Origin of the sequence: Crossiella cryophila, from assembly GCF_014204915.1 — a bacterium.
Lineage (GTDB): Bacteria > Actinomycetota > Actinomycetes > Mycobacteriales > Pseudonocardiaceae > Crossiella > Crossiella cryophila.
On sequence record NZ_JACHMH010000001.1, the window covers coordinates 2,278,505 to 2,299,942 of the forward strand.

General features: G+C 71.0%; 20 protein-coding genes and 1 tRNA gene. 8 read left to right on the forward strand and 13 right to left on the reverse strand.

All coding sequences use genetic code 11. The features are described from left to right. Positions 1 to 425 precede the first annotated feature (425 nt). Positions 426 to 499 (reverse strand) — tRNA-Leu (locus tag HNR67_RS10720). 118 nt (positions 500 to 617) lie between these two features. On the opposite strand from HNR67_RS10720, the gene HNR67_RS10725 reads away from it, so the two are divergent. Beyond that, positions 618 to 839 (forward strand): DUF3618 domain-containing protein, encoded by a 222-nt coding sequence (locus HNR67_RS10725; protein WP_185001892.1) that lies wholly within the window; start codon positions 618 to 620, stop codon positions 837 to 839. A gap of 26 nt (positions 840 to 865) precedes the next feature. Here the strand turns inward: HNR67_RS10725 and HNR67_RS10730 are convergent, their stop codons facing one another. From HNR67_RS10730 to HNR67_RS10755, 6 genes are all read right to left on the reverse strand, one after another. Then, positions 866 to 1,468 (reverse strand): TetR/AcrR family transcriptional regulator, encoded by a 603-nt coding sequence (locus tag HNR67_RS10730; protein WP_246492494.1) that lies wholly within the window; start codon positions 1,466 to 1,468, stop codon positions 866 to 868. Between the two features lie 142 nt (positions 1,469 to 1,610). After that, positions 1,611 to 1,955, reverse strand: coding sequence for a hypothetical protein (locus tag HNR67_RS10735; protein WP_185001893.1), 345 nt, complete (start codon positions 1,953 to 1,955; stop codon positions 1,611 to 1,613). A gap of 320 nt (positions 1,956 to 2,275) precedes the next feature. After that, on the reverse strand, positions 2,276 to 3,571 hold the full coding sequence (locus tag HNR67_RS10740) for an MFS transporter (RefSeq protein ID WP_221489839.1): 1,296 nt from the start codon (positions 3,569 to 3,571) through the stop codon (positions 2,276 to 2,278). Continuing rightward, entirely contained in the window at positions 3,523 to 4,629 is a 1,107-nt protein-coding gene (locus tag HNR67_RS10745; protein ID WP_185001894.1) for a PLP-dependent cysteine synthase family protein, read from the reverse strand. Before HNR67_RS10745 ends, HNR67_RS10740 begins: the two co-directional genes overlap by 49 nt. A gap of 57 nt (positions 4,630 to 4,686) precedes the next feature. Next, positions 4,687 to 5,052 (reverse strand): hypothetical protein, encoded by a 366-nt coding sequence (locus tag HNR67_RS10750; RefSeq protein WP_185001895.1) that lies wholly within the window; start codon positions 5,050 to 5,052, stop codon positions 4,687 to 4,689. A gap of 41 nt (positions 5,053 to 5,093) precedes the next feature. Continuing rightward, entirely contained in the window at positions 5,094 to 6,767 is a 1,674-nt protein-coding gene (locus HNR67_RS10755; protein ID WP_185001896.1) for a beta-N-acetylhexosaminidase, read from the reverse strand. Positions 6,768 to 6,870: 103 nt separating this feature from the next. Here HNR67_RS10755 and HNR67_RS10760 point away from each other — a divergent pair, with 103 nt between their 5' ends. From HNR67_RS10760 to HNR67_RS10775, 4 genes are all read left to right on the forward strand, one after another. Continuing rightward, the gene (locus tag HNR67_RS10760; protein ID WP_185001897.1) at positions 6,871 to 8,178 is read left to right on the forward strand and encodes an alpha/beta hydrolase; all 1,308 of its coding nucleotides are present in this window, start codon (positions 6,871 to 6,873) and stop codon (positions 8,176 to 8,178) included. A gap of 12 nt (positions 8,179 to 8,190) precedes the next feature. Next, positions 8,191 to 10,755, forward strand: coding sequence for a bifunctional lysylphosphatidylglycerol flippase/synthetase MprF (locus HNR67_RS46180; RefSeq protein WP_185001898.1), 2,565 nt, complete (start codon positions 8,191 to 8,193; stop codon positions 10,753 to 10,755). A gap of 36 nt (positions 10,756 to 10,791) precedes the next feature. After that, a complete protein-coding gene (gene ggt, locus HNR67_RS10770; RefSeq protein ID WP_312986961.1) occupies positions 10,792 to 12,615 on the forward strand; it encodes a gamma-glutamyltransferase in 1,824 nt (607 codons plus the stop codon). A 133-nt stretch (positions 12,616 to 12,748) separates the two neighbouring features. Beyond that, the gene (locus HNR67_RS10775; protein ID WP_185001899.1) at positions 12,749 to 13,348 is read left to right on the forward strand and encodes a hypothetical protein; all 600 of its coding nucleotides are present in this window, start codon (positions 12,749 to 12,751) and stop codon (positions 13,346 to 13,348) included. Here the strand turns inward: HNR67_RS10775 and HNR67_RS10780 are convergent. After that, the gene (locus HNR67_RS10780) at positions 13,336 to 13,845 is read right to left on the reverse strand and encodes a hypothetical protein (protein WP_185001900.1); all 510 of its coding nucleotides are present in this window, start codon (positions 13,843 to 13,845) and stop codon (positions 13,336 to 13,338) included. The two genes, HNR67_RS10775 and HNR67_RS10780, sit on opposite strands and share 13 nt — an antisense overlap. Next, positions 13,842 to 14,111, reverse strand: coding sequence for a helix-turn-helix transcriptional regulator (locus tag HNR67_RS10785; RefSeq protein ID WP_185001901.1), 270 nt, complete (start codon positions 14,109 to 14,111; stop codon positions 13,842 to 13,844). The genes HNR67_RS10780 and HNR67_RS10785 overlap by 4 nt, the downstream gene beginning before the upstream one ends. A 71-nt stretch (positions 14,112 to 14,182) precedes the next feature. On the opposite strand from HNR67_RS10785, the gene HNR67_RS10790 reads away from it, so the two are divergent. After that, entirely contained in the window at positions 14,183 to 15,115 is a 933-nt protein-coding gene (locus tag HNR67_RS10790; protein ID WP_185001902.1) for an ABC transporter ATP-binding protein, read from the forward strand. Further along, on the forward strand, positions 15,112 to 16,260 hold the full coding sequence (locus HNR67_RS10795) for an ABC transporter permease (protein ID WP_185001903.1): 1,149 nt from the start codon (positions 15,112 to 15,114) through the stop codon (positions 16,258 to 16,260). The genes HNR67_RS10790 and HNR67_RS10795 overlap by 4 nt, the downstream gene beginning before the upstream one ends. A gap of 44 nt (positions 16,261 to 16,304) precedes the next feature. On the opposite strand, the gene HNR67_RS10800 is transcribed toward HNR67_RS10795, so the two are convergent. Then, complete coding sequence (locus HNR67_RS10800) at positions 16,305 to 16,877, reverse strand: HD domain-containing protein (protein WP_185001904.1); 573 nt, start codon at positions 16,875 to 16,877, stop codon at positions 16,305 to 16,307. Between the two features lie 50 nt (positions 16,878 to 16,927). Beyond that, on the reverse strand, positions 16,928 to 17,959 hold the full coding sequence (locus HNR67_RS10805; protein ID WP_185001905.1) for a helix-turn-helix domain-containing protein: 1,032 nt from the start codon (positions 17,957 to 17,959) through the stop codon (positions 16,928 to 16,930). Between the two features lie 324 nt (positions 17,960 to 18,283). Here HNR67_RS10805 and HNR67_RS10810 point away from each other — a divergent pair, with 324 nt between their 5' ends. Next, positions 18,284 to 18,508, forward strand: coding sequence for a hypothetical protein (locus HNR67_RS10810; RefSeq protein ID WP_185001906.1), 225 nt, complete (start codon positions 18,284 to 18,286; stop codon positions 18,506 to 18,508). 70 nt (positions 18,509 to 18,578) lie between these two features. Here the strand turns inward: HNR67_RS10810 and HNR67_RS10815 are convergent, their stop codons facing one another. Further along, a complete protein-coding gene (locus tag HNR67_RS10815) occupies positions 18,579 to 19,466 on the reverse strand; it encodes a dihydrodipicolinate synthase family protein (protein WP_185001907.1) in 888 nt (295 codons plus the stop codon). 7 nt (positions 19,467 to 19,473) lie between these two features. After that, entirely contained in the window at positions 19,474 to 21,198 is a 1,725-nt protein-coding gene (gene araD / locus HNR67_RS10820) for an L-arabinonate dehydratase (RefSeq protein WP_221489841.1), read from the reverse strand. Positions 21,199 to 21,438 lie beyond the last annotated feature (240 nt).

Sequence of the window (21,438 nt, forward strand, 5' to 3'; positions counted from 1 at the left end):
TGATCAGGATTTCCCATCAGTCCCCCGGGTGATGTCCCCTCGATACTCCACCGAAAGCCAGCCGCCGGCCCGCGCCAACCCAAGAACTCCCTGATCAGACCAGCCGATCACCCCCACAGGGTGACAAGCCACAACCCGACCAAGGCCGTACAAGAACGGCCAACAAGGCGTACGAGAACGGCCAACACGGCGTACAAGAACGGCCAACACGCGGGGAGGGGGAGAACGGCAGGCAAGGCGGCGGCGGAGCCGCGCAGACAGGGCAGCACGATGGCGGGGCCGGGCACGTGGGCAGGTAGGCACGCAGGCGCGCGGGGGTCCGGGGGCGGAGCCCGCCGGGTGGGGTCCGGGGGCTTCGCCCCCGGTGTGACTGACACGTCGACCCGGCGAAGCGCATAGCGCGAGCAGGGTCAACCCAGTCGACGTGGGGCCGGTGGGAGTCGAACCCACACTGGCACGGACCTAAACCGTGTGCCTCTGCCAATTGGGCTACGGCCCCGTCGGCGTACAGCCTAACCGGCGACACCTCGCCGGTGGAGGCGGACTGGGTGACGCGGCGTGGCGGGTTGGGGCTACCGTGATCCCGCGTCAGACATCGTCCTGCGAGGAGGGGACCTGTGGCTCGGGATCCGGAGAGCATTCAGCGTGACATCGAGCAGGCGCGGGACTCGCTGGCCTCGACGTTGGACGAGTTGGCGGTGCGGGCTAACCCGAAGAAGTTCGTGGATGAGTCCAAGGCCGCGGTGAAGTCCAAACTGGACGATCCGCGGGTGAAGTACTCGCTGATCGCCTTCGGGGCGCTCGTGGTGCTCGCGTTGCTGCGCAAGATCTTCCGCTGACTGGAACGGGTCCGGCTGCCGTTGGCTCAGTTGAGCAGCGGTAGCAGGGCCTGTTCCAGCAGTTTGTCGACGAAGGCCTCGTCGATGGGTTCGCCGGTGAGCATCAGCCGGTAGGTCAGGGTGGCGCCGGCCAGTTCGTTGACCATGCCCAGCGGGGCGTGGCGGTTGATCTCGCCGCGTTCGGCTCCTCGTTCCAGGATCCGGCGCAGCATGCCGCGCTGGCCGGTGAGGAAGCTGTCCCGGAAGGCGGTGGCCAGTTCGGGTTCGTGCGGGAGTTCGCCGACCAGGGCCTGGGCCGCCTTGCCGGAAGGACCGGTCAGGAAGTCGGCGTAGCCCAGCAGGAACTCGCGCAGGTCGCCTGCCACCGAACCGGTGTCGGGTTCCGGCACGCTGCGGCTGACCAGCTCGTTGCAGGTGTCGATGACCAGTTCGAGCTTGGACTCCCAGCGGCGGTAGATGGTGGCCTTGCCCGCCTTGGCCCTGGCCGCGACCGCGTCCATGGTCAGCGCGCGGTAGCCGACCTCGGCCATCACCTCCAGGGTGGCCTTGCGCAGGGCGTCGTCCCTGCTGGCGTCGCGGGGTCTGCCGCGGGGCGCCCCGCCCGCCTCCTTGGCTCGGCTGCTGTGCAACTCGTCAGTGCCTGGCGCAGTCGCCAAACCTGCCCCCTCTCACCGCTGCCGACGTCTGTGTCGGCGGCGTGACCGCCCGTGTCCTGTCATCCTAGGGCCGCTGAGCGGGCCGGGGTGTCAACCGGTCGTCCGAAGTGGAAGGTCAGCCGCTGTTCGTGGCCGCCTGGGCCCCTTGTTCTTCCTCTTCTTCCACCGGTTCGCCGTCGGGCTGGGTCGGCGCCTGGGTCAGCGGCGCTCCGCCGAGCGGGGCCAGGCCGTGCCGGGCGTGCAGATAGGCGGTGGTGAAGGCGAAGGCGTCGCCGTCGAGCAGGTGCACCGCGCGGCTGGGGATGCCGGGGGCGATCCGCTCCAGGATCTGGTCGGCCTGGTCCCTGGCCGCGATCAGGCCCGGTGCGGTGGCCGTTTCCTCGAGCTGGCCGTACCGGACCGTGACGGTCCAGTCATCGCCCTCGGGCATGTAGTCGACGGTGATCGGTGTGTGGTCCATAGACGCCTCCCGCTCGGCCTCTTCCCATGGTGAGAGACCTCAGGGGTGAGCGCATGACGGGTTGGCGGGTGACATCCCCCAGTTGGTCGTACTCACTCGTCCGAGTGGACCTGCGATGCCTGTGTAACCCGGGAGGGGACAGAACAGATATCCGGGGCAGTGGCGCGGTTCCGGTCGAGGTCCCGCCGCGGTCGAGCAGGGGCAGCGCGGCCGCGGCGGGGGTCTTCACCGCGCGTCGCTGGGCTTCCCGTGTTGAAGGGGCATGCGGGAGGTGCGGGCGGCTCCCGGTCGACGCGGAATCGGGAGCCACCCGCAACAACTCAGACCGGGACCGGCGTCAGCCGTCCCGAGCGATCCATCCGGTGCACGGCCACGGTGCCGAGCAGGCCCAGTGCCAGCAGCGTCAGCCAGGGGATCGCGGGCACGCCCGCCTCCCTGGCCAGGTCGAGGGCACGCCCGGCCACCAGGTTGCCGATGGTGATGCCGATGCCGGACAGGGTGCTGTAGAGCCCGTAGTGCGTGGCGACCAGCCTGCCGCCGGAGAGCGCGGCGATGGTGTCCATCTCGAACGGATAGGTCACCACCGTGCCCAGGGTGAGCAGGAGCGTGGTCAGCAGTAACGCGGGCAGCCACAGCGCGAGTCCGCCCTGCTGCTGGGGGTCCAGCAGGCCGGTCAGCAGTGGCGGCAGGAACGCGCCGGTCATCAGTGCCAGCCCGAGCGTGATGCACCGGGCAGGGCCGTAGCGGCTACGGCACCAGGCGGTGATCCGCAACTGCCCGAGCACCGCGACCAGCCCGGAGACCGCGAACAGCGCGCCGACCCCGATCGTGCCTGCCAGTTCGCCGCCCGCGATCGCCCGCACCTGCAACGGCAGGGTCAGGTAGATCTGGAAGGACAGCACGTACGAGCCGATCATGGCGATGGCGAAGAACAGGAACGGCCGGTTGCGCACCGCCGTGCCGACCCCGGCGAGCAGGCCGCCGCCGCCCCCCGGCGCCGAGCGCGCGGGCAGTTCCCTGACCTGCATCACGGTCAGCACCGCGAAGACCACCGCGGCCACCAGGCAGGTCAGCGAGAAGGCCACCCCGGTCAGCGCCAGCCCGATCAGCGGCCCGATCAGGATGCCCACCTGGTAGAAGACGTTGAACAGCGCGAACGCCTCCACCCGCCGTTCGCCGGACTCGGCGGTCAGGTAGGCCCTGGAGGCCGGGTTGAACAGCGCCCCGGCCAGTCCGGTGGCGGCCGAGGCGGCGATCAGCGCGGGCAGGCTGTCCACGAAGCCGAGCAGCCCGAAGCCCACGGTGCGCAGCGCCAGTCCCGCGATGATCATCGGCTTGTAGCCGAACCGGTCGGCCAGTGCGCCGCCGAAGAGGAACATGCCCTGCTGGGACAGGTTCCGCACGCCCAGCACCAGCCCGACCAGCCAGGCCGCCAGGCCCAGCCCGCCGGAGAGGTGCGCGGCCAGGTAGGGCATCAGCATGTAGAAGCCCAGGTTGATGGTGAGCTGGTTGACCAGCAGCAGCCGTACCGGCCGGGGGAAGGACCGGTACTGGGACAGGACCTGGATCACCGGGTGCCCGCCGCGGGGTCGATCACGGTGTGGCAGCGGGTCCATCCGGTCACCTCGGCGGCCAGCGGGTGCGAGATCTCGGCCGGGTCGGTGGGCGGCGGGCCGTCGAGCAGGCCGTGCGCCTGGCAGTACTCGTCGTTGAACACGGTGGTGTAGTAGCGCTGCGGGCCGTCCGGGAAGATCGCCGCGATCCGGGTGTCCGGTTCGGCGTTGCGGGCCAGCCAGCCCGCGACCAGGGCGACCGCGCCCACGCTCCAGCCGCCGGTGGCGAAGTTGGTCGCGGCCAGCGCGCGGCTGGCCCAGACCGATTCCCGCGGCGCGACCCAGTGCACCTCGTCGAAGCTGTCGTAGGCCACGTTGCGCGGGTAGATGCTGGAGCCGAGGCCGCGCATCAGCCTGCGGCGGGCGGGCTGGCCGAAGATGGTCGAGCCGATGGTGTCCACCCCGACCAGGCGCAGGTCGGGGCAGAACTCGCGCAGCACCCTTGACACCCCGGCGGAGTGCCCGCCGGTGCCGACCGAGCAGACCAGCACGTCCACCCGGCCGAGCTGGGCCACCAGTTCCATCGCCAGCGCCGAGTACGCGGAGACGTTGTCCGGGTTGTGGTACTGGTCGGGGCAGTACGCGCCAGGGTTGTCCGCGAGCACCTCGGCCACCCGCTGCCGCCGGGCCTCCTGCCAGCCGCCGGTCGGGTGCGGTTCGCTGACCAGCTCGATCCGCGCGCCGTAGGCGGCCAGCAGCCGGTGCAGGATCGGTTCCATGCCGGGGTCGGTGACCAGTGTGACCGGGTGCCCGTAAGCGATTCCGGCCAGCGCGAGGCCGAGGCCGAGGGTGCCGCTGGTGGATTCGACGATCATCGCGCCGGGCGCCAGTTCGCCGCGGCGGCGGGCGCAGTCGATCATGTGCAGCGCCGGGCGGTCCTTCATGCCGCCGGGGTTGGCGCCTTCCAGCTTGGCCCAGAAACCGTTGCCTGCCTTGGCGAAGGGCTCGTCGATCCACAACACCGGGGTGTTGCCGACCGCGGCGGGCAGGCTCTGGCAGCGGGGTGCGGTGGTGAGCAACTGGGCCGGGGACGTGCGGGCATGCGGGAGCAGCAGATCCATGTCTGTGGTTCTTCCTCGGGAAAGAGGTACGGGTGAAGGCGGGTTACCGGCTGCTGCTCAGGTCCGGAACACGCAGTTGAGAAGCTGGACTGACTGTCTACTGTGGACAGTCTCTCGCCGTGCGAGCGACACCGGGGCGGATTCCGCTTGCGGGGCAAGGAGAACCGGCGGGATGACGGCGGGGTCCGGCAGCTCGGTGGCGGGGCTCAGCGGATCGGCGCCGCGGGGCAGCGCGAGGCACATCTCGTCGGTGCCGTCGTGCTGGGTGTGATCGCAGTCGTGCGTGCTGTGATCAGTCGTGGAATCGCTGTATGCATGGGAATGCACAGCAGCGGTGTGCGTCACGAAGCACTCGCCACCGAGGTGGAGAGTGAGGTAGAGGACCCCGAGCAGCAGTGCCACCGCGGGGCGGATCAGACGCACACCGCCAACGTACCGGATCTTGGGAGCCGGTCACGGCCAGGTTACGACGAAGGTAGTAGTCCTTCCGGGTTGTCTTCGGCGGCGAGATCGCCAAGGGCCTTGGTGACCTCGGCCATCGGGAAGCCGGGCTGGAAGGCGCGGGCGCCGGATCCGCCCTGCTGCCAAGGATTCGGGCCGTCGAAGGGCCGGTACTCCACGCCAGCCGCGTCCAATCTGGACAGCTGCGCGCGCACCCGGTCCGGCTCCGTCGGCCAGCTCGACGGAGCGCCGGTCCAGGCCACCTCGGCCAGCGCGCAGGCTCTGGGGAAGGCGCGGTAGTCGAGCAGTCGCGGGTTCGGCAGGTACTCGCTCCAGAGCTGGGCCTGCACGCCGATGATGTTGGCGTTCTCCTCGGCGCTGAACCCGGCGGGGCGCGGGTCGAGCGCGGCCACGTCGGCCAGCCGCACCGGACCGCCGATGGCCAGCGGCTCCCTCGGGTCGGCGTCGCTGTAGTAGTCGAAGTAGGTGGGGAAGACCGGGGTGCGCACCACCTGGAACCCGGCGGCTGCGGCCTTGCGGGCCACCTCGTCGCCGCGCCAGGCCATCACGATGGAGTCCGGCCGCAGTCCGCCGCTGCCGAATGCCTCGTCCCAGAACACCGCGCGCACGCCGCGGCCGGCCAGCCGGTCGGCCAGCCTGCGCAGGAAGTCCCCGTGCAGCGCGGCCATGGTCGGCAGGCCGCGGGATTCGCGGTAGGCCTGGATCTCCGGGTTGGCCTCCCACTGGCCGAGCGGGCACTCGTCCCCGCCCAGGTGCACGTACGGGCTCGGCAGGACTTCCAGTAGTTCGCCGAGCAGCTCGTCCACCACCTGTTCCACCGCCGGGAGCGGGGACAACAGATTGGGGAATATGCCCCAGGTGGACTGGACCTGGTAGCCGCCGCCGGGCACCGAGCCCAGTTCGGGCATGGCGGTCAGCATCGCGGAGGCGTGGCCGGGCACGTCCAGTTCGGGCACCACGGTGACCGCCCGGTCCTGCGCGTAGGCGCCGATCTCGGCCAGGTCGTCCCGGCTGTAGCAGCCGCCGTGCGGGGTGCCGTCCGCGCCGTCGGGGGAGTGGCCGTGACCGATCATGGTCTCCGGCCGGTGACTTGCCAGTTCGGTGAGCCGGGGGTAGCGGGCGCTCTCGATCCGCCAGCCCTGGTCGTCGGCCAGGTGCAGGTGCAGCCGGTTGAGCTTGTGCATGGCGAGCAGGTCGATCATCCGCAGCACCTCCCGCTTGGGCAGGAAGTGCCGGGACACGTCGAGCATCAGGCCGCGCCAGGCGGTGGCCGGGGCGTCGGTGACCTCGCAGCAGGCCAGCTCCCAGACCGTGCCCCTTGGCGCGGCGGCCCGCCAGGCCGCGTCCGGCAGCAGCTGGCGCAGGGTCTGCACCGCGTAGGTCGCGCCCGCGGTCGACCCGGCCACGATGTCCAGCCGCTCCGGCCGGACCAGCAGCTGGTAGCCCTCGGGGCCGTGCGCGGCGGCGTCCAGGGTGACCACCACCGAACCGGGGTCGGGGGTGCCGCGCTGGGGTAGCGGCAGGCGCAGGAAGCCCAGTGCGCGGCGCACCAGGTCGGTTGTGCTCTCGGCGCCCGGACCAGCGACGATGACGGTACGTTCGGTGAAGTGGAACGTACCAGCGAGCCCTCGCGCGCTCCGTGGGCGGGGCAACAGGGTGGCGAGTCGATCGGTCACAGATCACATACTTCACCAATTTCGGGGACACGAACCGCCCTAATTGATGAACGGACAGGTTGTCGCGTTGTGCCACCGGGCCGCGCGGACCCAGGGTGTGCCCATGGCTAGCCTGCTCGATTGGTCCCTTATCGACGGGGCCGTCCCCGCTGGGCTGACCTTCGCCGGTGGAGCGGCCTTCGCCGTGCTGCTCGCCGACGGCCGCCGGGTGTGGTGGCGGCGGATCCTGCCGCTGGTGCTGCTGGGCATGCTGGTGCTCGGCGTGCTGATCGAGGTGCTGGTCAACCAGGTGTGGCGGCCGTTCGCGGACCGGGTGCCGACCAACACGACGCTGTGGATCACGATGATCGTCGGCGCGCTGGTGCTCGGGGTCCTGCGCGCGCTGCCCCAGCGCTGGCCTGCCCGGATCGGGATCGCGCTGGCGGTGGTGGTGCTCGCGGTGTGCGGGGTGGCCGACATCAACCGGTACTTCGGCCAGTTCCCGACCGTTGGCGCGCTCTTCGGCAGTGGGCAGGGCCCGACCACCGACCTGTCCCAGGCGGCCAAGCCGGCCGCCTCCACCGTGGTGGTGCCGCCGGGCAAGGCGCTCAGCGAGGTGTGGCAGCCGCCCGCGGACCTGCCGGCGCAGGGCACGGTGTCCGAGGTGACCATCCCGTCCTCGGCCGGGTTCAACACCCGCACCGGCCGGGTCTACCTGCCCCCGGCGTATCAGGCCACGCCGCGGCCGAAGCTGCCGGTGCTGGTGCTGCTGGCCGGGCAGCCCGGCTCGCCGTCGGACTGGCTCGGCCCAGGTCAGCTGGCCACGACGATGGACAAGTACGCCGCGGACAACCGGGGGCTGGCGCCGATCGTGGTGCTGCCGGACCACCTGGGCAGCGAGCTGGCCAACCCGCTGTGCCTGGACTCCAAGCTGGGCGCGGCCGAGACCTACCTGGCCAAGGACGTGCCGAACTGGATCCGGCAGAACCTGCAGGCCGATCCGGATCCGCAGGCATGGTCCATCGGCGGGCTGTCCCAGGGCGGGACCTGCGGGTTGCAGCTGGCGGTGCGCGCGCCCGAGGTCTACCGCAACTTCATCGACATCTCCGGGCAGCGCGAGCCCTCGCTCGGCACCCGCAAGGACACCGTGAACGCGGCCTTCGGCGGGGACGAGGCCGCGTTCAAGCGGGTCAACCCGCTGGACATCCTGGCAACCGCGAAGTTCCCCAGGACCGCGGGCCTGATCGTGGTCGGCAACAAGGACGGCGAGTTCCGGCCGCAGCAGCAGGACGTGCTCAAGGCCTGTCGCCGGGCAGGCATGCAGGTGGACTGGCTGGAGATCCCCGGCCCGCACAACTGGGTGGTGTGGCGGCCCGCGCTGGCCCAGGCCATGCCATGGCTGGCCCAGCACACCGGACTGACCCCGCGATGATCGGAGCCCGAAGTGTCCACTGAGGACAGTCAGGTCGAGCCTCCCTCCGCACCGCACCGGCCTGCTCCGATCAGGCTGGTGCACCAGGGGATCGCCGCACTGCGCAGGCTGCTCGGCCTGCTCGCGCACGCCCCGCTGACGCTGGTGTTCCTGGTCGCGCTGTGGACCGTGGGCGCGCTGACCGGCAGCCTGCTGGACGGGCCCCAGGGCGAGCTGCTGCCGCAGGTCGGCATCGGCACCTCCTCGCTGGCCGACGGGCACTGGTGGGCGCCGCTGAGCAGTGCGCTGTGGTGCCTTGACCTGGTCGGCTACCTGGCCACCTCGGTGCTGCTGCTGGGCTTCGGCGCGGCGGGGGAGCGGTTGCTCGGCCCCGGCCGGACCGCGGTGCTGTTCCTGATCAGCCAGGTCGGCGGCACCCTGCTGGGCATCGGCATGATCAAACTCGGCTCGGTGGCCGGCTGGCTGTGGCTGAACTTCCTGGACGATCCGATCGAGCTGGCGCTGAGCCCGTCCACCGGCGCGGTCGGCCTCGGCCTCGCGCTCAGCTCACGGCTGCCCGCGTTGTGGCGCAGGCGGTTGCGGCTGGTGCTGATCGTGGCGCTGGTGACGCTGGCGCTGTTCTCCGGCTACTCCCAGGACGTGGTGCGGCTCTGTGGCGGGCTGGTCGGCATGCTCGCCGGGCTGGCCATGCTCGGCCGCTCCAGCAAGACCGTGGGCGCGCCGTCCCGCTCGGAGACCAGGGTGCTGGTCGCGCTGCTGCTCGCGGCCTGCGCGCTGGGACCGGTGTTCATGCTGCTCACCCCCTACACCGCCGGTCCGCTGATCGCGCTCGGCGATGTGCTGACCTCGCCGGTGCCCAGCCCCGAGCAGATCGAGGCCATCTGCGCGGAACCGGACTTCGCCGAACGGTGCCGGGAACTCAAGGCCAGGGCCAATTTCGACGGCCTGCCCAGTGCGATCATGTCCGTGCTGCCCGCGTTGTTCCTGCTGGTGCTGGCCGAGGGGCTGCGGCGGGGCCGGAAGCTGGCCTGGTGGGCGGCCGCGGTGGCCAACCTGGCGCTGCTGGTCTGGTTCGTGCAGTCCGTCGCGGACCTGATGCTGACCCCGACCGAGGAGTTCGGCGACATCTCGCCGCACACCAAGGGCCAGCTGGTGTTCGACTCGGCGATGCCGGTGCTGCTGTCGGTGGCCATGCTGACCGGGCTGTTCGTCACCCGCAGGCAGTTCATCGTGGCCGGGCCGAGGAGGTCCAGGCGGCGGCTGGTCGCCTTCGTGCTGGGCGCGTTCGTGACGCTGGGCGTGGTGTACGTGCTCGGCGGGTACGCCTGGCGGGACCAGTTCGACCCGCAGCCCGGCTTCGGCCAGCTCATCGCGGACGCGCCATCGCGCTTCCTGCCACCGGGCTACCTGGACCTGTTCCCGGTGCGGTTCATCGCCACCGGCGGCATGGCCGAGCTGCTGTGCGAGTACCTGGGTGTGGTGTTCTGGCTGCTGGTGCTGGGCGCGCTGCTGGTCACCTTCTGGCGGGCCGCGCCACCCACCGACGAGACCGCGGCCGCGCGGGCCAGGGACCTGGTGGAGAAGTTCGGCGGCTCGAACCTGGCGCACATGACCACCTGGCGCGGCAACAACTACTGGTTCACCCCGGACGAGCGGGCCGTGGTCGCCTACCGGGTGGTGGCCACCATCGCGATCACCACCGGCGACCCGGTCGGCGAACCGGCGGCGCGGATCGAGGCGGTGCGCGGATTCGCCGACTTCTGTGCGCGCAACGGCTGGACGCCCTGCTTCTACAGCGTCACCGAGGCGGTCAAGGACGAGACCAAGGCGTTCGGCTGGAGCGCGGTGCAGGTCGCCGAGGACACCCTGGTGCCACTGCCCGAACTGGCCTTCACCGGCAAGAAGTGGCAGGACGTGCGCACCGCGCTGAACAAGGCGGGCAAGGCCGGGATCACCGCGGAGTGGTGGAGCTACCCGAAGGCGCCGCTGGCCATCACCGACCAGGTCCGGTCCATCTCCGAGGAGTGGGTGGCGGACAAGGGCCTGCCCGAGATGGGCTTCACCCTGGGCGGACTGGACGAGCTGAACGACAACGAGGTCCGCTGCCTGGTCGCGCTGGACGCCGACCGGACCGTGCACGGCATCACCAGCTGGCTGCCGGTGCACCGGGACGGGCAGGTGGTCGGCTGGACGCTGGACTTCATGCGCAGGCGGGCCACCGGCTTCCGCGGCGTGATGGAGTTCCTGATCGCCTCGGCCGCGCTCAGCTTCAAGGAGGAGGGCGCGGAGTTCCTCAGCCTCTCCGGCGCCCCACTGGCCCGGCTGGACCGCGGTCAGCAGCCCGGCGCGCTGCAACGACTGCTCGACTTCGCCGGTCGGGCGCTGGAGCCGGTGTACGGGTTCCGCTCGCTGTTCGCCTTCAAGGCCAAGTTCCAGCCGACCTATCAGCCGATGTACATGGCCTACCCCGACCCGGCCGCGCTGCCGCGCATCGCCAACGCGATCGGCCGGGCATATCTGCCGAACATGGGGGCAAGGCAGGGTTTGCGCCTGGTGCGCAGGGTCCTGAGCCGTTAGTTTGCCCGGGTAACGAACCCGGCGGAAGGCGGCGACGTGCGGACCTCACGACCCTTGCGCGCGGCGGTGGTGCTGTGTGCCACCGCGGCGGTGACCCTGACCAGCGGCCCGGCCGCAGGTGCGGTCGAGGCTGGTCAGAGCGGTAAGAGGCCAAGTCAGACCGGCTACGGCGGCGCGGTGTCCACGGTGGATGAGGACGCCACCAAGGCCGGTATCGAGGCACTGCGCCGGGGTGGCAACGCCGTTGACGCGGCGGTGGCCGCGGCCGCGGCGCTGGGCGTGACCGAACCGTTCTCCGCCGGGATCGGCGGCGGCGGGTTCTTCGTCTACTACGAGGCGCGCACCGGCAGGGTGCACACCATCGACGGCCGGGAGACCGCGCCGAAGCGGATGAAGCGGGACTCCTTCGTCGAGGACGGCAAGGCCATCCCGTTCGAGGAGGCGGTCACCTCCGGCCTGTCCGTCGGCGTCCCCGGCACCCCGCAGACCTGGCAGCGCGCCCTGGACAAGTGGGGCCGCAAGGACCTGGCGGAGAACCTGCGCCCGGCGATCAGGCTGGCCCGCGACGGGTTCACCGTCGACAAGGAGTACCGCGACCACACCTGGCAGAACGAGGCCCGCTTCCGCGCCATCGCGCCCACCGCGAAGCTGTTCCTGCCCGGCGGCAAGCTGCCGGAGGTGGGCAGCACCTTCCGCAACCCCGACCTGGCCCAGACCTACGAGGGCCTGGGGCAGCGTGGCCTGGACTGGCTGTATCGAGGTGAACTCGGTCGCGAGATCGTGCACACGGTGAACCAGCCGCCGGTGGCCGCCGGCGCCACGATCAAGGTCCGGCCTGGCCTGATGGAGACCGGTGACCTGGCCGGGTACCGGGTGGAGGACCGGGCGCCGACGAAGATCGGGTACCGCGGGCTGGACGTGTACAGCATGGCCCCGCCGTCCTCCGGTGGCTCCACGGTCGGCGAGGCGCTCAACATCATGGAGCGATTCCCGTTGTCCCGCAAGGATGTCAACGGCGCCACGCACACCTACCTGGAGGCCAGCAGGCTGGCCTACGCGGACCGGAACAAGTGGATCGGCGACCCGGCCTTCGTGGACGTTCCGTTGCGCCAGTTGATGTCGGACAGCTTCGCCAAGGACCGGGCCTGCCTGATCGACCCGAAGAAGGCCATGCCGCACCCCGCCCCCGCCGGCGACCCGCTCAAGCCCGGCGGCTGCAAGACCACCGCCCCCGGCCCTGACCGCTACGAGGGCACCTCCACCACCCACCTGAGCACGGCGGACGCCTGGGGCAACGTGGTGGCCTACACGCTGACCATCGAGCAGACCGGCGGCAGCGCGATCACCGTGCCGCACCGGGGTTTCCTGCTCAACAACGAGCTGACCGACTTCGACTTCGCCCCGCCCGCCGCCGGTCAGCCGTGGCCGGCCAACGCCCCCGAGGGCGGCAAGCGCCCGCGCAGCAGCATGTCGCCCACGATCGTGCTCAAGGACGGCAAACCGTTGCTGGCCCTGGGATCCCCGGGTGGTTCGACCATCATCACCACGGTCCTGCAGACCCTGTTCAACCGGATCGACCTGGGCATGACCCTGCCGCAGGCCGTGGCCGCGCCCCGGTTGTCCCAGCGCAACCGGGCCAAGACCGAGGCCGAACCGGCCTTCTTCAACTCACCCAAGCGGGCTGAACTGGAGGCGTACGGCCAACAGTTCGAGCTGCCCTCGACCACCTTCACCCCGAACCCGGAGATCGGCACCGTGGCGGCGCTGGAGTTCCTGGGCCACGGCAGGATCCAGGCGGTGGCCGAGCCGGTCCGCCGCGGCGGCGGCAGCGCCAAGGTCCTGTTCCCCACCGGCCCCTGACCCGTACGACAACGGCCAAACCGACGTACGACAACGGCCAACACGCCGGGAGCTTTGAACCCCTCCCGCGCGTGTTGGCCGTTGTCGTACGGCACGTTGGCCGTTGTCGTACGGGCGGCTAGGGTTGGGCGCCATGGGCTTTTTCGACGATGAGCCGGATGTTGTTCCCGCGCCAGCCGCTGAGCCGCCGCGAGCCGCGCGTGCGGTGTGGCTGGGGCCGCCGGAGGACGTGCCCGGTGTGCTGGTGCCGCTGGAAGCCGTGGTGACCAGGACGGACAACGCGGTGGTGCTCGTCGTCGGCGCACGGGCCTACCCCAATGGCTGCCAGGTGGAGGCCAGGGTCGCCGCCCGGCGGGACGGGCTGGCCGAGGATGCCTGGTGGGAGTTGCACGACGGGCTCTTCGGCGCGCACCGCAGGCGCTGGAACCGGGATCCCTCCACCGAATCCGCCCCGCACTTCAGCATCCGCCTCGCCGACGGCACCGAGATCGCCGCGGTCGGCCAGGCGCCGGAGGACCAGCCGGCCGGACCCCTGCTGGTGTGCAGCCCGGACGGTGGCACCGCGGACAGCGGGCGGGTGGACTCGCACTTCCAGCTCTGGCTGCATCCCTTGCCCGACACCGAGTTCGAGCTGCGGATCGAGTGGGCCAGCGCCGGGATCAACACCACCGCCAAGGTCGACGGCACCGCGATCGCCGCGGCGGCACAACGGGCCGAGCCCTACTGGTCCTGAAAGTCCTCTGGATCATCGTCCGGCAGCACCCAGGCCAGCAGGGCCGTTGGCGCCGCCGCCAGTACCACGAAGGCGATCGCCAGCAGGATGCTCGCGTTGATGCCCAGATCCGGACTGCGCTGGTTGAGCAGCAGGTAGGCCAGTAGCGGGAGCAGGGTCAGCAGGCCGAACTGGTAGCCGAGGAAGATCGCGCGGTCGCGCAGTTCGCGCTGGCGCTCGTCCAGGGAGGGCGACAGGGTCTCGGTGAGGGCCGCGGTCAGCACCCGGAGCAGGCCCCACACCAGGATCCAGCCCGCGTACAGGGCCAGCCACAGTGGCAGGAACCAGCCGGTGCCGCGCAGGTCCGTCAGCAGCACCACGACCAGGAAGACCGGGAACAGCGCCCAGGTCACGGTCAGCCGCCGCCGGTGCCGCCGGGTGCGCCAGCTGGGCAGCCGACGGCTGAACTTCGCCGTCCGCCGCCGCTCGTACTCCGTGTACCGCTCGCGCAGGCTCATCCCTGCCCCCCTCGGTAGACCTGCTGGGACAGCGGGGTGAACGGTTCCCGGCTGAACACCGCCTCCACCGGCAGCCCGAAGACCTCGCAGATCCGGAAGGCCAGATCCAGGCTCGGGTAGTGGTCGCCGCGTTCCAGCGCGCCGATGGTCTGCGGGTTGACCTCCACCGCCTCGGCCAGCGCGACCCTGGACAGACCCCGTTCGGCGCGCAGCACCGGGAGCCGGTTGTGGATCGGCAGGTCCTTGCCCCGTCGCACTGGGCTCACCGGGTAAGTCTGGCACAACCGGCTGGTTGGACAACTTGACAAGCTGTTGGGTTTTTACAACACTTCGCCACATGAACACATCAGCAACGGTGGGGGCGGGACCCGGCCTGGAGGTGGACCGGCTCGGCAAGCGCTACGGGGAGCTGCGCGCGCTGGACGGGATGAGCTTCCTGGTGCGGCCCGGTGAGCTGTTCGGCTTCGTCGGCGGCAACGGCGCCGGCAAGACCACGACCATGCGGATCGTGCTGGGTGTGCTGGCCGCCGACTCCGGACAGGTGCGCTGGGACGGGGCGCCGCTGGACTTCGCCGGCCGCCGCCGGATCGGCTACATGCCGGAGGAACGCGGGCTCTACCCGAAGATGAAGGTCGGCGAGCAGCTCACCTACCTGGCCCGGCTGCACGGGTTCGGCCCGAAGGCCGCCCGGCGGGAGGTCGAGCAGTGGCTGGAGCGGCTGGGCGTGGCCGAGCGCCGCGACGATGAGGTGCAGAAGCTCAGCCTTGGCAACCAGCAGCGGGTGCAGCTGGCCGCGGCGCTGGTCTACCGGCCGATGCTGCTGGTGCTGGACGAGCCGTTCTCCGGGCTGGACCCGGTGGCGGTGGACGTGCTCAGCGAGGTGCTGCGCGAGCAGTGCGCCCGAGGGGTGCCGGTGCTGTTCTCCAGCCACCAGCTCGACCTGGTGGAGCGGCTGTGCGACCGGGTGGGCATCGTGCGGCAGGGCCGGATGGTGGCCTGCGGCACCGTCTCCGAGCTGCAGCGGGCCGGTTCGGCCCGGCTGGTGGTGGACGCGCCCTCGGCCGATCCCGGTTGGGCGGAACGCATTCCCGGTGTCCGCATTGTGTCCACAGTGGACGGTCAGACCGTGCTGGAACTGGCCGAGGGCGTGGACGACCAGGTGGTGCTGCGGGCTGCCCTGCGCACCGGGCCGGTGCGGGGCTTCGGCCGTCACCAGCCGAGCCTGACCGAGACCTACCGGCACATCGTCACCGAGGAGGCGAGCGCGTGAACACCCAGCTCGGACCGGCCCGCGGCGCCTGGCTGGTGGCCAGTCGCGAGATCGCCACCCGGATGCGCGGCAAGTCCTTCGTGCTCGGCACCCTGCTGATGCTGGCCATCGTCGGCGCCCTGGTCGGCTTCGCCGCGCTCGGCGGCGGCACCGAGCGCACCGCGGCGGTCACCGCGCGGAGCACGCAGGCCGGCGCGGCGTTGCAGGCACAACTACAGGCCACCGGCGGGAAGCTGGCGCTGCGCACGGTGGCCGACGCCGCCGAGGGCGAGCGCCTGGTCCGCGCGGGCGAGGTGGATGTGTTCCTGGACAGCGGTCCAGGGGTGCGCGCGATCGTGGACAAGGACACCGACAGCGAGCTGCGCGGGGCACTGGACGTGCTCGCGGTCAAGTCGGTGCTGGACCAGGCCGGGCGGGCGCCGGAACCGGCCCAGGTGCGGGCGCTGACCCCGGCCGATCCGGATCGCGGGTCCCGGCTGGCGCTGGCCTTCGCCACCGCGATGCTGCTGTACTTCGCCCTGCTCGGCTACGGGATCACGGTGGCCCAGGGCGTGGTGGAGGAGAAGAGCAGCCGGGTGGTCGAGCTGCTGCTGGCCGCGGTCCGGCCGTGGCAGCTGCTGGCGGGCAAGGTGATCGGCATCGGTCTGGTCGGCCTGGCCCAGCTCGCGCTGGTCACCGGGGCCGGACTGGTCGCGGCCACCGCCACCGGGTCGGTGTCGCTGCCCAGTGGCACGGTGGGCACGATCACCGCGCTGATCGGCTGGTACCTGCTCGGGTTCACCCTCTACGCCACGCTGTTCGCCGCCACCGGCGCGCTGGTCTCCCGCCAGGAGGACATGCAGTCGGTGATCATGCCGGTGATGATGCTGATCGTCATCCCGATGGCCGGTGGGCTGCCGCTGTTGCTGCGCAACCCGAACGACCAGCTCGTCGAGTGGGTCTCGCTGCTGCCGCCGTTCGCGCCGATGCTGATGCCGATCCGCGCGGCGCTGGGCGCGGCCCCGCTGTGGCAGCAGCTGCTGGCCGCCGGGCTGATGCTGCCGGCGATCGGGCTGCTGCTGTGGCTGGGCGGCCGGGTCTATGCCAACACCGTGCTGCGGGTGGGGGCGCGCAGCAAACTCACCGAGGCGTTGAGCCGCAGGTGAGTCCGACGCCCCCGGCCCGTTCGCGGCCGGGGGCGTCCTGGTGCTCAGCGTCCGCGCCAGGCCAGGGTGGACACGCTCAGCGCGGCCTCGGCGACCCGCCGGGCCGCGTCGGTGCGCAGCGACTGGCGGGAGGAGTCGATCCAGCCCTGCACCCCTCGGTAGCCGCTTTCCCGGTACTCCACCGCCTGGAACAGGCATTCCAGCTTGTCCGCGTCCTTGGCGCAGTGCGCCTCGGCGGTGCCAGCCGCCTCGTACTCGTTGACCACCTCCTGCACCGTCTTGCGCGCGGTGTCCGGCAGCGCCGCGGTCTGGTCCGCGGTGATCTGCTCGTTGGAGGCGGACTGCAGGTAGTCGCGGGCGGTGTGGGTGAGGTCGCCGATCCTGGTCTCCTGGGAGTCGTGCCAGAGCGCGAGTAACGCCGCGCGGGCGGGGTCGGCGCCTTCCATGGCGGCGAGCATCGTGGCGAGCTGGGCGACCCGCAGGCTGTGCTCGGCGACCGATTCGGGGTCGCGAACGCCGATGTGCCACCAACCAGCCCGGCGGGTGCGCTTGAGCACCCCCAGCTCGAAGGCGAACTCGGCGACCGCGGCCGCGTCCCGGTCGTGCTTGTCGTTCACTGGCTGACCTCTCTCCTCGGCAGTCACGTGCCTTGGCCGGACCGGCTGACTCAGCGAGCGGCCAGCCGGATGGCGTAGTCCAGTCCGGTCAGTTCGCGGTGGGCCTGCTTGGCCAGTTCGGCGTCCTCGCTCATCCCGTCCACCCGTTCCCTGGCCAGCCTGCGCAGGCCGGGGCTGCCGTTGAGCAGCGCCGGGCGGGCCAGCACCAGGGACCAGAGGCTGTGGATGTTCAGTTCGGCGTGGTCGCTGCCTGGTTGCAGGCGAACGAGGAGGTGGCGCAGCAGGTCTTCGCCGGTCCAGGACCGCACACCCAGTTCGGTCATGAAGCCGTCGTCGGTCTGCACGTCGTCGACCTCGCCAACCCAGTACGCCCAGTAGTTGAGGTTGGCGATCTCCTGCGCCTCGTTGGTCAGCGCGGTGCGCACGAAGGCGCGTAACGGGTCCCGGTCGCCGTAGCGGCTCAGTGCGATGGCCGAGGAGCGCACCTCCACCCAGGACGGCACGTGGTCGGTGCGGCCCGCACTGCGCAGCGCCCGGCGTTGTTCGGTGCCCAGCCACTCCGCGGTGGCCCCCCGGTCGTCGAAGCCGAGCAGGTAGACGGCCTGGCGGCGGAGCAGGGCGTCCTCCTGTTCGGACTCGGCGTCCGCGGTGACCAGCAGGTGGTCGAAGAACCGGTTGGTCTCGGTGGAGCCGAGGGCGGGCCGGTCCGGCACCGGGCCGCGGCGCTGGTGGCTCTGCCGGTCAAGGTCGCGCAGGTTGGGCGGGGTCAGGCCGGTGAACGGCCAGGTGATCATGTTGGTCAGGTTGCGCCGGTGCACGCACTGGGCCAGCGGGTGGTCCACCGCCCTGGCCGGGCGGTCGCCTGCCTCCACCGCGTGCCCGATCAGCAGATCCGCCTCCAGCGCGTCCTCCAGGGCGGCGAACACCTTGGGGGGCACGCCCAACCGGATGAGTTTGGCGCGTAATCGGATCAGGTCGGCGGTGCGGATCGCGGTCAGCGGACGGCGGCCGCTTTCCCATCCCTGCACGGTGGTCAGGTCAACCCCGAGATGCTCGGCCAGCACCGATTGGCTCAACGGCACGGACTCCCTGGCCAGCTTCAGCACATAGCCGGAGACGATTCCGACACAGCGCGGAGAACGTTGACCCGTTCGCAGTCTTCCCGTTCGTCCGGCCACGGTGCTCGCCCTCTCGCCACGCACCGACCGATGGGAGCCAACCCGTACTTCCGGTCAGTCCTCTTGTCGCGTCAGGTTCCCTAACGTTGTACGGACAGTGGTTGATCCACTGCCATGGGTAAGCAGGTTACCGGGGACAGCCGCTCGGTCGGACCCCTCCGATCAGCCGGTTGTGTCGGAGGGGAGAAGTCGTGTGCCACTACTGCGCACCGCGGGACGGTGGTGCGGATGGCGGCCAATGACGATCTGGCCTGGTGGCGGAGCTGGCGAGACAAGCAGGTGCACGGTTTCCAGGTGGCCACACTGCGCCCGGAGACCCCGCCGGATGATCTCACCGCCTTGTGCGGACATGTGGCCCCGCTGGCAGTGATCGAACCGACAAGCTCCGGGATGCCATGCGTCCTGTGCGTGGCGCGGATCCCGATGCCGCACCAGCACGAGATCGAACGGTGACATCCCTCCCGGGCTCGTGTCCCCCGTGCCTCTCCCTGGTCGCGGGCGGGGGACACGAGCCTGCTACCGGTTAGTCCCAGGTGGCCAGGATCCGGCTGACCTCGGCCCGTTCGGGCTCGGTGAGTTCGGCGATCGGCGGCCGCACGGCCCGTCCGCACAGGCCGAGCTGGGCCAGTGCCTCCTTGACCACCGACACGTTGTTCGCGCTGCCCAGCCGGGCCCGCGCGTCCTCAAGGGGCTTCACCTTGTGCCACAAGGACATCGCCCGCGCCCGGTCGCCGGACTCCAGCGCGTCCAGCAGGCCGATCGACAGCTCGGGCGCGATGGTGGCCAGGCCGGAGGTGAAACCCTGCGCGCCCGCGGTGGCGAAGAACGGCGCCCAGCTCTCGGCCAGGCCGCACAACCAGGTCAGCCGGTCCTGGCCGATCACGGCCACCGCGTCGGCCAGTGCCAGTGGGTCGGGCACCGCGTACTTGACCCCGATGAAGCTCGGGCACTCCCGCGCGAGCTGGGCCAGCGCGGCCGTGGTCACCTGGGGCGAGCGGACGTAGGCGACCAGGCCGAGTTCCGGTGCGGCCGCGGCGATCCGCAGGTGGTAGTCCACCCAGCCGCGCACGGACAGGAACGGGTGCACCGGCTGGTGCACCATGGCCGCCCGTGCCCCGGCCCGGTGCGCGCGCACCGCCATCTCCGCGGCCCGTGCGGCGTCGAAACCGATGCCAGGCAACACCAGCGCGTCCCCGGCGGCCTCGAAGGTCAGATCCAGCGCTCTGTCCAGTTCGGCCGGTGTGAGCGAGTAGAACTCACTGGTGTTGCCGTTCGGCGTGACCACGCCGACCCCGGCCTCGACCACCCTGGCCACCAGTGCGCCGTAGGCCTTCTCGTCGATCCGGTCCTCGGCGTCGAACGGCGTGACCGTGATGACCACGACCGACCGCAGTGCCTGCCGAAGTTCCATGCCTGTCTCACCCAGCCTCGGGGTCGGGCACCGCGCCGTCGCGGGCCAGGAAGTCGAAGTCGCAGCCGGTGTCGGCCTGACCGATGTGCTGTGCGTAGAGCTGCCCGTAGCCCCGCCCGTATACCGGTGGCGGAGCAGTCCAAGCAGCCCGCCTGCCATCCAGTTCCTCCTGGGGGACAAGGAGTTCCAGTGTTCGGCCCGGCACGTCCAGGCTGATCAGGTCGCCGTCCCGCACCAGCGCGAGCGGGCCGCCCACGTGGCTCTCCGGCGCGATGTGCAGCACGCAGGTGCCGTAGCTGGTCCCGCTCATCCGCGCGTCGGAGATCCGCACCATGTCCCGGACCCCTTGGCGCAGCAGGTGTTCCGGGATCGGCAGCATGCCGTGCTCGGGCATCCCCGGCCCGCCCTGGGGCCCGGCGCCGCGCAGTACCAGCACGGTCTGCTCGGTGATCCCCAGCGATTCGTCGTTGATCCGCCGCTGCATGTCCGCGTATCCGTCGAAGACCACCGCGGGACCGGTGTGCCGCAACAACTCCGGCTCGGCGGCAATGCTCTTGATCACCGCGCCGTCCGGCGCCAGGTTGCCGCGCAGCACGGCCAGCCCGCCCTCGGCGAACACCGGATTCTGCTGGGTGCGGATGACCTCCGGGTTGTACACCTCGGCATCGCGCAGCGCGACCTCCAGGGTGCAGCCGCCCACGGTCCGTCGCTCCCGGTGGATCAGGTCGCCGAGCTGGGCCAGCAGGGCCCGCAGCCCGCCCGCGTAGTAGAAGTCCTCCATCAGGAACCGCCCGGCCGGCCGGATGTCGGCCAGCACCGGCACCCCGCGGGATGCGGTGTCGAACTCGTCCAGCCCCAGCGCGATCCCGCTGCGCCCGGCCATCGCGATCAGGTGGATCACCGAGTTCGTGGACCCGCCCAGCGCCAGCACGGTGGTGATCGCGTCCTCGTAGGCCGCCTTGTCCACAATGGACGAAGGCGTGACCTGCTGCCACACCAGCTCCACCGCCCGCCGCCCACTGGCCGCGGCCATCCGCACGTGCCCGGAGTCCACCGCCGGGATGGAACTGGCCCCCGGCAGGGTCAGGCCCAGCACCTCGGCCACCGCGGTCATGGTGGAGGCGGTGCCCATGGTCATGCAGTGCCCCGGCGAGCGGGCCAGCCCCTGCTCCAGCCCGGCCAGCTCCTCCTCGCCGATCAGCCCGGCCCTGCGGTCGTCCCAGTACCGCCACATGTCACTGCCGCTGCCCAGCGTCTCGCCGCGCCAGTGCCCGCGCAGCATCGGCCCGGCCGGGACGAAGATCACCGGCAGGTCGACGCTGAACGCGCCCATCAGCAACGCGGGCGTGGTCTTGTCGCATCCGCCGAGCAGCACCGCCCCGTCCAGCGGGTAGGAGCGCAGCAGCTCCTCGACCTCCATGGCGAGCAGGTTGCGGTAGAGCATCGCGGTCGGCTTCTGGAAGGTCTCCCCGCACAGCGCGCCCGCTGGCAGCTCGACCGGATAACCGCCTGCCTGCCACACCCCGCGCTTGACCGCCTCGGCCCGTTCCCGCAGGTGACTGTGGCAGGGGTTCAGCTCACTCCAGGTGTTGATCACCCCGATGACCGGCTTGCCAAGGTGCTCCTCGGCCCCGATGCCCAGCTGCCGGGTCCGCGCCCGATGACTGAACGACCGCAGCCCCTCCCCGCCGTACCACCGGTGACTCCGCAACTCCTCGGGCCGTAACACCATCGATCCCGCTCCACAGTCTTGGAAACGTTTTCAAGCCCTGAGTCAACACCGCGGCGGAGGGCTGGTCAAGGGAGAGGTCGGACCTTTCCTGGCTGGTGGGCGAGGCCCGTCCACCAGGCGATGCTCCGATCTCTCGGCCCCGCCGGGGTTCACCCGAACGCGAGGTTTAGACCACCTTCGTAGGTGTCCGGTGTCCGCGGCCCGCCGCTAGCTTCGGCCTCCGGTATCGCCTGGTGGGTT